The organism is Streptomyces longispororuber, assembly GCF_014656095.1.
In the GTDB taxonomy this organism is placed as follows: domain Bacteria; phylum Actinomycetota; class Actinomycetes; order Streptomycetales; family Streptomycetaceae; genus Streptomyces; species Streptomyces longispororuber.
Genome location: NZ_BNBT01000222.1, coordinates 1 through 10,009, shown reverse-complemented (window position 1 = coordinate 10,009; position 10,009 = coordinate 1). Strand labels below are relative to the sequence as shown.

Annotated in this window: 6 protein-coding genes; 1 reads left to right on the top strand and 5 read right to left on the bottom strand. The window is 74.4% G+C overall.

Translation table 11 applies throughout. From position 1 onward, the window contains the following. The 4 genes from IE330_RS36195 to IE330_RS36180 all read right to left on the bottom strand — a co-directional run. A partial coding sequence (locus IE330_RS36195; RefSeq protein WP_190140428.1) for a type I polyketide synthase occupies positions 1–4,474 on the bottom strand: 4,474 nt, incomplete at its 3' end. Positions 4,475–4,507: 33 nt separating this feature from the next. Further along, on the bottom strand, positions 4,508–4,840 hold the full coding sequence (locus IE330_RS36190) for an acyl carrier protein (protein WP_190140427.1): 333 nt from the start codon (positions 4,838–4,840) through the stop codon (positions 4,508–4,510). Positions 4,841–5,353: 513 nt separating this feature from the next. After that, a complete protein-coding gene (locus IE330_RS36185; protein WP_190140426.1) occupies positions 5,354–6,853 on the bottom strand; it encodes an MFS transporter in 1,500 nt (499 codons plus the stop codon). 102 nt (positions 6,854–6,955) lie between these two features. Beyond that, a complete protein-coding gene (locus IE330_RS36180; protein WP_190140425.1) occupies positions 6,956–7,327 on the bottom strand; it encodes a nuclear transport factor 2 family protein in 372 nt (123 codons plus the stop codon). 343 nt (positions 7,328–7,670) lie between these two features. Between IE330_RS36180 and IE330_RS39805 the strand changes: the two genes are divergently transcribed. Continuing rightward, entirely contained in the window at positions 7,671–8,552 is an 882-nt protein-coding gene (locus IE330_RS39805; RefSeq protein WP_190140424.1) for an AfsR/SARP family transcriptional regulator, read from the top strand. A gap of 66 nt (positions 8,553–8,618) precedes the next feature. On the opposite strand, the gene serS is transcribed toward IE330_RS39805, so the two are convergent. After that, the gene (gene serS, locus IE330_RS36170) at positions 8,619–9,890 is read right to left on the bottom strand and encodes a serine--tRNA ligase (RefSeq protein WP_190140423.1); all 1,272 of its coding nucleotides are present in this window, start codon (positions 9,888–9,890) and stop codon (positions 8,619–8,621) included. Positions 9,891–10,009: the final 119 nt, after the last annotated feature.

The window sequence follows — 10,009 nt, the reverse complement described above, 5'->3', positions numbered from 1 at the left end:
GTACGCCGTCGGCGCCCGCGGCGCCCCCGGCATCCGCGGCATCGGCGGGATCGGCGGGATCGGCGGGGTCTTCGGGGGCGGGGGCGGGGGCGGCCAGGGCGGCGGCGTGCACCCGCACCCGTACCTGGCCCGCGCCCAGCGGCTGTGCGCCACCGGCGAGAGCACCGGCCTCCGCCGGGCCGTCGGCGCCCGCCAGGACCGTAAGGGCCGCTGAACTCAAGGGGTTTTCGGGGCCGGGGCCCGCGGGCAGGACGCGGCGTACGTAGCGCTGTCCGGCCCGGTAGGCCACCTGGTACTCGTCGGGCGCCGGGGCCTGCCACTCGGCGAGCAGGGCGGCGGCGTCACCGCCGGCGGGCAGGTCGACGAGGGTCGCCTTGAGCTGCGGGTACTCGCCCAGCAGGACGCTGCCGAAGCCCCACACGGTGGCGGCGGCCAGGTGTTCGGCGCCATCGGCCCCGTCGCCGGGCAGCCACTGGGCGCGCTCGGTGACCAGCCACAGCCGGGGCGGGGCGGCGGTGGGGGCGGTGCTCACCGCGGCCACCAGCTCCAGCAGGCGGGTGAAGTTGTGCGCGCACTCCGCGCGCAGTTGCTCCAGCGACCGGGCGCCTGGCTGCGGCTGCCAGAAGAAGGCCACGTCGGTGACCGGCGGGCCCTCGGCCCGGCTGAGCGCGGCGCGCAGTTCCCGCTCATCGCCGGTGGTGGACAGCAGCAGGTTCTCGGGTGCCGGCCGCGCGGTGAGCGCCTCGTACGCTCCCGAACCGATGCCGGTGCCGGTGGTGGGGTGGTGGAGCAGGACGTGGCGCCCGGGGGCGGTGGCGGGGGCGGCGGGCAGGCGCCGGCGCAGCCACTCCACGCGGTGCAGGAACGGTGCGGGCGCCTCCTGGCCGTGCGGGGCGGCCAGGCGGGCGCCGCGCAGCTCGGCGACCGCGTGCCCGTCCTCGCTCAGCAGTACGTCCACCCGCACCTCCTCACCCGCACCGGGGCGGGGCAGGGCGGTGAAGGCCAGCCGGCCGCCGCGCGGCTTCCTCCACAGCCGGACGCACTCCACGTCCCGCAGCAGCGCCAGCGGACCCTCGTCGGCGAAGCCGGCCACGGCGGCCAGCGCGCCGTGCACCACCTCGCCCGGGAGGTGTTCCACCGCACCGGCGCTGCGCCCGCGCAGCGTGCCGCTGATGGCGCCGTCGCCGTGGCGGGCGGCGGCCTCGAGGCGGCAGGCGGTGTGCTCGCCGGCGGCTCCCACCGCCCGCAGGTCGGTGTCCAGGTCGGCGCCGTCCAGGTGCTCCACGGCCGCCGTACCCAGGGCGGGGGGCGCGGGGGGCTCGCCGGGGGAGTGGGGGGTGATACGGGCACTGGCCAGAATGCCGGTGCCGGTACTGGTGCTGGTGCTGGCATCGGTGTTGGTGGTGCTGGTGTTGGTGGTGGCGGTGACCTCGGCTTCGATGCGGCCGTCGTCCAGGCGGCGCAGCCGGGTGGTCAGGGTGAAGGCGGCCTCGTCGCTGTCCAGGACCAGCATCTGCGGCAGGCGCAGCTCCTCCAGGGCGCCGCGGGTGTGGCCGCACCAGGCGTCCTGGGCGGCGAAGAGCAGGTCGATCAGGGCGGCGGGCGCCAGGGCGGGGCGGCCGCGGTGGGCGATGAGGGCCTCGCCCAGGTCACCGGGCACGCAGGTGGCGGTGAACTCGGCGGTGTCCGGGGCCAGTTGGTCCTGGGGCCGGGGTTCGCCCAGCAGGGGGTGGGTCAGCGGTCCGCCGCCGGTGGCCGCACGGCGCGCGGGGGCGGGCAGCCAGTAGCGCTTGCGCTGGAAGGCGTAGGTGGGCAGGTTCTCCAGCGGCAGGGTGCGCCCGGCGTGGTAGGCGTGCCAGTCGACGTTCAGACCGGCGGCGTAGAAGTCGGCCAGGGCCCGCAGCGTCGCCCCCGCCTGGGCCGGGGTGTCGCTGTCGCGGCGGCGCAGGCTGGCCAGCCACACGTGGTCCTCGGCGTTGACGCAGGCCTTGGCCAGCGCGGTCAGCATGGCCGAGGGGCCGATCTCGATGACGGCGTGGCGGCCGCGTTTGGCCAGCGCGCGGATGCCGGACAGGAACTGCACCGGCTCGCCGATGTGGCGCACCCAGTACTCCACGGTGCTCAGCTCGCGGGCGCGGGCCACCTTGCCGGTGAGGTTGGAGATCAGGGAGATGGACGGCTCGCGGAAGGTGAGGGAGGCCAGCGCGGCGCGGAAGTCGTCGAAGACCTCGGCCATCAGCGGGGAGTGGAAGGCGTGGCTGACGGCGAGGTCGTTCACGCGCACGCCCTGCGCGCGCAGCGCGGCACTGACCTCGGCCAGGTCCTGGCGGGCCCCGGAGATCACGCACTGCTCGGGGCCGTTGACCGCGGCCAGCGCCAACTGCGGCCGCCCCTGCAGGAGTTCGCTCACCTGCTCGGCCGGGGCGCTGACGGCGGCCATGCCGCCTTCGGCGCGCACCGACTGCATCAGCGCCGAGCGGGCCGCGACCAGGGTGACGGCGTCCTGCAGGCTGAACAGCCCGGCCACGGTGGCGGCCACCACCTCGCCGATGCTGTGCCCGATCAGCACGTTGGGCTTGACGCCCCAGGACATCCACAGCCGCGCCAGGGCGTATTCCAGGGTGAACAGCGCGGGCTGGGTGTAGCGGGTCTGCTCGATGTCCTCAAGGCCGGGCCCGCGCCCCAGGAGCAGGTCGCGCACCGAGCGGCCCAGATGCGGGGCGAACAGCTCCTCGCACTCGTCCACGACCTGCCTGAACAGCGGGAACTGGCGGTAGGCGAGCGCGCCCATGCCCGCGTACTGGGAGCCCTGGCCGGTGAACATGAAGGCGACCTTGCGCACCGGGGAGGCGCTGGTGCGCTGCTCGGGGCGGCGGGCCTGCTCCAGCACCCGCAGCAGGTCCTGGCGGCCGGTGACGGGAGCGGCGATGCGGTGGCTGAAGTGGGCACGGCCCACGTTGGCGGTGTAGCACAGGCGGGCCACGTCCAGCTCGGGCCGCTGCTGCAGGAGCTGGTGGTAGCGCTCGGCCTGCTCGGCCAGGGCGGCACTGCTCTTGGCGGACAGGGTGAACACCGGCACGGCCCGCTCGCCCGCCTCCCCCGCCCCGCCGCCGGGGGCGGGCGTGCGGGGCGCGGCGGGGGCGGGAGCCTGCTCCAGGACCAGGGCGCCGATGGTGCCGGCGAAGCCGAAGCTGTTGACCGCGGCCCGGCGCACCTCGGCCGTCCAGGGCTCGGCGGCGGTGGGCACCCGCACCGGATACACCTCCCAGGGGATGCGCTTGGAGGGGGTGGTGAAGTTCAGGTGCGGATAGATGGTGGCGGTGCGCAGTTGCAGCAGCACCTTGATGACGCCCACCAGCCCGGAGGCGGGCTCCATGTGGCCCAGGTTGGTCTTCACCGAGCCCACCGGCAGCGGGTCGTCGTGGCTGCGGGCCTCGGCGAAGACGTTGCTGATGGCGCCCAGCTCGATGGGATCGCCCAGCGGGGTGCCGGTGCCGTGGGCCTCGACGTAGCTGATGTCACCGGGAGCCAGGCCGGCGTCGGCCAGCGCCAGCTTCAGCACCCGCTCCTGGGCCGGGCCGTTGGGCACGGTCAGCCCGGCGCTGTCGCCGTCCTGGCCGACCGCGCTGCCGCGGATGACGGCCAGGACCGTGTCGCCGTCGCGGGTGGCGTCGCTGAGGCGCTTGAGGACCACCACGGCGCAGCCCTCGGCACGGGCGTAGCCGTCGGCGCTCTCGTCGAAGGTCTTGCACTGCCCGTCGGCGGCCAGCATCTGGGCGTTGGAGAACATCACCGGGATCCGCGGGTGGTGCAGGGCGTTGACGCCGCCGCCCAGCGCGATGTCGCACTCCCCGCGGCGCAGCGCGGTCACCGCCAGGTGCAAGGCGGCCAGCGACGAGGAGCAGGCGGTGTCCACGCTCAGCGAGGGCCCGCGCCAGCCCAGGAAGTACGACAGCCGCCCCGCCAGCGGGAACAGCGTGATGCCCGAGGCCAGATGGCCGTCGAGCTCCTCGTAGGGCACCTGGTCCAGCTCCAGGGCGTAGTCCACCGAGCTGGCACCGATGTAGACCCCGCCGTTGGAGCGGCGCAGCGGGGTGGGGTCGAGGTTGGCGTGCTCCAGGGCCTGCCAGGCGGTCTCCAGGATCATCCGCTGCTGGGGGTCGATGTACTGCGCCTCTTTGGGCGAGATGTTGAAGAACCCCGCGTCGAACAGGTCGATCCGATCCAGATAGCCGCCGGCCGACGCCCGGATCTTGCCCTTGTCGTCGGGGCCGGCGGGGGTGAAGGCGGCGACGTCCCAGCGGTCCTGGGGCAGCGGGGTGATCCCGGAGCCGCCGGAGCGCAAGAACGCCTCGAACTCCTCCAGGCAGGTACTGCCGCCGGGAAAGCGCAGACCCACCCCGATGATGGCGACGGGCTCACGCTGCGCCGCGCCCGGCGGCGCGGCGGGGACTTGGCGGTGGTCGAAAGACATGTCCGCGAGGGCTCCTTTTCGGCCGGGTACCGGTTACGGTGCGGGCGGGAAACCGGCGGAGGCGCCGGCGAGCAGGTCGGTGAGGTAGAACACGAGCTGCTCGACGGTGGGCTCGTTGAACAGGACGTTGGTGTTGATGGTCAGCTCCAGGCGCTCCTCCAGGCTCTGCTTGAGGCTGGTCAGCCGCAGCGAGGTGAGCCCGAGGTCGAAGTAGCTGACCGCCAGCGGCAGGTCCTCGTCGTCCTCCATCAGCAAGGCGTCCTTGAACAGCTCCACGACGAGGACTTCGATCTCTTCCCTGAGCTCGTGCACGGGCAGGTCCCGCAGGTGCGCCAGGGAGGAGGGGGATATGTGCGTGTCAGACATGGCGGTGACCGATCCGGAAAAAGGGCCGGGCGCGCGGATTGCGCCGGTGAGTGAGCATTCAGCCAAGCACCGGCGGCTGACACGCGACTGACCCGCCGCTCGCTTTGCGCCCTGCCCGCGCCCCTGACCCCGGCGGGCACCGCTCCCCCCGCCGCGCCCGGCCGCCTAAGGCACCGGCAGCTTTTGGCCGCACCGCCCCGCACCGCCCCGCACCGGCCCGCGCGGCGGGGTGCCACGCAGCACGAAGGCCGAGCCCGCGCGATGCGCGGCCCGGCCCGGCCGGAGAAGAAACCGGCGGAAAGAAGAAGGCAAGGAGGGAAGAAGGCAAGGAGGGAAGAGGGCAAGGAGGGAAGAGGGCAAGAGCGGAAGGCCCCCGGCCCCCGGCGCCGGGCAACTGCCTTACTGCGCGGGCCCGTTGACGGCCGGGTGGCGGCCGCAAGACGGCGGCCGGGGCGGCGGCCGACGTGCCGGGGTGGAGGCCGGGGTGCCGGGCGGGGGGCCCGGCACCCGGGCTCACTGCTGGGCGGAGGCCCCGGCCGGCGCGGCCGTCCGCTGGGCGCGGCGTTCGGCGCGCGGCCGCATGAACCGCACCAGGACGCACGAGGCCAGGCAGAACGCCACCAGCGGGATCAGGCCCATGTCGAAGGCGTGCGGGTAGTCCTCGGCGCGCGCGACCTCGCCGAGCGCGGGGAAGAACACCGCGCCCACCACGGCCACGCCGATGGCGACGCCGCCCTCCTGCACGGTGTTGGCCGTGCCCGAGGCCGCCGCGGCGTGCTCGGGGTCGGTGCCCGCCAGGACCGCCCCGGTCAGCGGGCCGGTGGTCATCCCCATGCCGATGCCGGACAGCACCAGCGGCGCGATGATCCACAGCACGCTGTGCTCGGTGCCCAGCCACGCGGCGGTCAGCCCGGTCAGCACATAGCCCACGGCCAGCGTCAGCGGCCCGGCGGTGATCAGGCTGTGGCCCAGGCGGGCGGCCAGCTTGGTGGACAGCATCGAGGAGCCCAGGTAGCCCGAGCCCAGGGTGAGGAAGACCAGGCCCGACTCCACCGGCGACAGGCCCCGGCCCTGCTGGAGGTAGAGGGCCAGCAGGAAGAAGAACGAGCCCATGGCCAGGAAGTACAGGAACATGGCCACCAGGCCCACGGAGAAGGCCCGGCCCTTGAACAGCGCGAAGTCGATCAGCGGGCTGCGGTGCTGGCGGGCGCGCTGGTGGGCCACGAAGCCCGCGCTCAGCGGCACGGCCGCCGCCAGCACCAGCCACGTCCACAGCGGCCAGTCGCGCTCCTGGCCCTCCACCAGGGAGATGACGATCGCCGACAGCGCGGCGGCCGAGAGCACCGCCCCGGTCACGTCCAGGCGCCCGCTGGCGGCGCTGCGCGACTCCGGGATCAGCCGGGGGGTGAGCACCAGGGCCACGATCCCCACCGGCAGGTTGATCAGGAAGATGGCGCGCCAGGTCAGCCCCGCCACGTCCGCCGAGATCAGCGCGCCGCCGATGACCTGCCCGAACACCCCGGCCAGGCCGATGACCAGGCCGTAGACGACGAAGGCGCGGGCGCGGGCCGCGCCGGTGTAGACCACGCCGAGGATGCCCAGGACCTGCGGGACCATCAGCGCGGCCGCGGCGCCCTGCAGCACGCGGAAGGCCACCAGCGCCTCCGGGCTCTGCGCCCAGGCGCACAGCGCGGAGGCCACGGTGAAGCCGAACAGGCCGTAGGAGAACATCCGGCGCCGGCCGTAGAGGTCGCCGAGCCTGCCCCCGGTGATCATGCCGGCGGTGAAGGCGACGCCGTAGCCGACGATGACGAGCTGGGACTGGGCCGAGCTGGCCGTCAGATCCGCCTGGATCGCGGGGACGGCGACGTTGATGATGAAGTAGTCCAGGACGGTGATGAAGGTGCCCACCATCACGATGGCCAGGGCCCCCCAGCCTGGTAAGCGCGCCGGAGGCGGCGACGTCACCGCCTCGTGCGCGTCGGCGGTCGGCGCCCCTGTGTCCGTACTCATCGTGGTGCTCCTTGAGGTGAGGCTGGCGTGCTGCTCCAACGGCGACGGGCGGCAGGCCCGTACAAACGGACACCGCCGCCCGGCACGTGGTCGGTGGGGATCTCAGGCGCCGGCGGGCACCTTGTCGAGGAAGCCGCACACCGTCTTGATCTTTCCGGCGCCGTCGCTCACCACGACGTCGAAACCGATGACGATGTTCTCGCCGCCGCTTTCGGGCACCAGCTCCCAGCGGAAGCGGGCGATGTGGTGGTTGGCGTCGACATCGCCCAGGATCTTGAACTCGAAGCCCTTGAACTGGTCCCGGGCCCCGGTGATCACTGCCCCGATCCCGTCGTGCCCGCGCACGTCGGCCAGCGGGTCGGTGTAGGTGGCATCGGCGGTGTACAGCTCGGCGATCGCGGCGGCTCGCTTGGCCTCGTCCGGCTCGTTCCAGATGGCGATGTAACGGCCGGCCAGTTCGGTCAGGTCACTCACGCGTACTCCTTGATCGCTAACGAATGCGTACGTAGGGCCGCCGCGGGCGCGCACGGTGGCGGGCGGCTGCCAACTCCACTGTGACAGCGGCGACTTGACCTCCACTTGAGACCGGCTTGAGGGGGCCGGTCCGCCCGGTACGGGCGTCCGCGGGCGCGCGGTGCGGCAACGGCGGCCTTCCGCCTGCGCCCCGGCCGGGCCCGGCCGGGGCGGTGATGCCGCACTTCGAGCCGGGCTCAAGGGGGCGGTGCCACGTTCGAGGCGCAACACCACACTCCGTACCGCCCCGCCGGCCGCTCGCGGCCAGCACCCACGGGGGGCGGCAGGCAGGGAGGAGCAGTCAGTGAAGTTCAAGGTGCTCGGTTCCGTCGGAGTCGAGGTCGAGGGGCACTTCCACAGCGTGCGGGGCACCCAGCAGCGGGCCCTGCTGGCGGTGCTGCTGGTCAACGGCGGCCGGATGGTGCCGGTGGAGGACCTGTACACCGAACTGTGGGGTGATGAGCCGCCGCTGACGGTGGAGAACGCGCTGCAGGCCCACGTCTCGCGGCTGCGGCGCACCCTGCAGGCCTGGGGGGCGGCCGAGGCGGCGGGGGTGGCGCTGCGGGCCCGCTCCACCGGCTATCTGCTGGAGTTTCCCGCCGAGGACCTGGACATGAACGTCTTCCGGCGCCGGGCGGCCGCCGCCCGCGCGGTGATGGGCTGCGAGCCGGTGCGGGCGGCGGCCCTGCTCCAGGAGTGCCTGGGGCTGTGGCGGGGTGCGCCGCTGCAGGACGCGGCCAAGGGGCCGCTGTGCCAGTCGGTGGCGGTGCAGCTCGGTGAGGAGCACCTGGCGGCCGTGGAGGACAAGCTGTGGCTGGACATCGAGTGCGAGGTGCCCTCGGCCATCGGCGAGCTGAAGCGGATGAGTGTGGTGCACCCCTGGCGGGAGCGGATCACCGAGATCCTGATGCTGGCCCTGTACCGGTGCGGGCGCCAGGCGGAGGCGATCGAGACCTACCACGCCGCCCGCCACCGGATGGTCGCCGAGCTGGGCATGGAGCCCTCGGCGCAGTTGCGCGAGCGGTTCCTGGACATCCTCAACCAGACCCCCCGCCAGCCCGCCCCCGCCCCGGTTGCCGCCCCCGCCCCCGCGCCTGCCGCCCCCGCCCCTGCCGTGCCGGCCGCATCCGCCGTGCCGGCTGTGTCTGTCGGGCCGGTGGCGCCGGAGCTGGCCCGCTCCGCCTAGCCGCCCTCCCCGGCGCCCGCCCGTGTGCGTGCCCCGTTCGCCCTGTCGGGGGCGGACGGGGCGTTTTCAGGCGGTGGCGCCGCCGGGCAGGATGCGGGTGAAGCCGGTGTAGGGGTGCAGGGCCTTGGGCAGCAGGACCGAGCCGTCGCTCTGGTGGCCCTGTTCGAGCAGCGCGGCCAGGGTGCGTCCGATGGGCAGGGCCGAGCCGTTGAGGGTGGCCGCGTAGGCCTTGCCGCCGCCGGGGGTGCGGACGCGGATGTGGGCGCGGCGGGCCTGGAAGGTGCCGCAGTCGGAGACCGAGGAGATCTCGCGGAAGGCGTTGCTGCCGGGCAGCCACACCTCGATGTCGTAGGTCATGCGGGCGGAGAAACCCAGGTCGCCGGCGGGCAGCAGCACGGTGCGGTGGGACAGTTCCAGGCGGCGCAGGCACTCCTCGGCGTGGCCGAGCATGAGCTGGAGCTGTTTGGGGGCGTCGTCGGCGGCGCAGATCCGCACCAGTTCGACCTTCTCGAACTGGTGCAGGCGCAGGATGCCGCGGGTGTCGCGGCCGTGGGAGCCGGCCTCGGCGCGGAAGCAGGGGGTGCGGGCGGTCAGGGCCAGCGGCAGCTCGCCGGGGTCCAGGACCTCGCCGGCGGCCAGGTTGGTCAGCGGCACCTCGGCGGTGGGGATGAGGAACAGTTCGCGCTCGCCCACGCGGGTGGCGAACAACTCCTGGGCGAACTTGGGCAGTTGCCCGGTGGCGGTCATGGTGGCGCGGTTGACCAGGTAGGGCACCGCGTACTCGGTGTAGCCGTGCTCGTGGGTGTGCAGGTCGAGGAAGAAGTCGGCCAGGGCGCGTTCCAGGCGGGCGCCGGCGCCGCGGGCGGCGCTGAAGCGGGCGCCGGACAGGCGGGTGGCGCGCGCGGCGTCCAGGATGCCCAGCTTCTCGCCGACCTCGGCGTGGTGGTGCTCGGGCGCGGCGGGCACCGGGGGCGGTCCGCCGCGGCGCACCTCCACAGCGTCCTGGTCGCTGTCGCCCTCGGGCACCTCCGGGGCGGGCAGGTTGGGGATGGTGTGCAGCAGCGCGCTCAGGGCCGTCTCGGCGTCGTGGGCGGCCTGCTGGGCCTGGTGCACGCGCTCGCGCAGCTCGCGGGCGTGGGCGCGTTCGGCGGGGGTGGGGGGGTTGCGGGTGCGGGCGGCGGCCTTGAGCCGGGCGCGCAGGCCGGCCACCGTGTGCAGGGCCTCGGCGCGCCGCAGGCGGGCGGCGTCGAGGGCGTCGGTGTCCAGACGGAAGCGGCGCCGGGCGAGCTGGTGGCGGGCGCTGTCGCCGGCCTCGATCAGCTCCCGTGCGTCGTGCATGGGTTTCTCCTTCCACGCGGGGCGGGCCGGTGAGGCGAGGGAACGCCGGCGGCAGGGGGATACGACGCCGGCGCCGCGCACGCGCGCCCCAGGAGCCGCACGGGCGCGGCGCGGGGGCG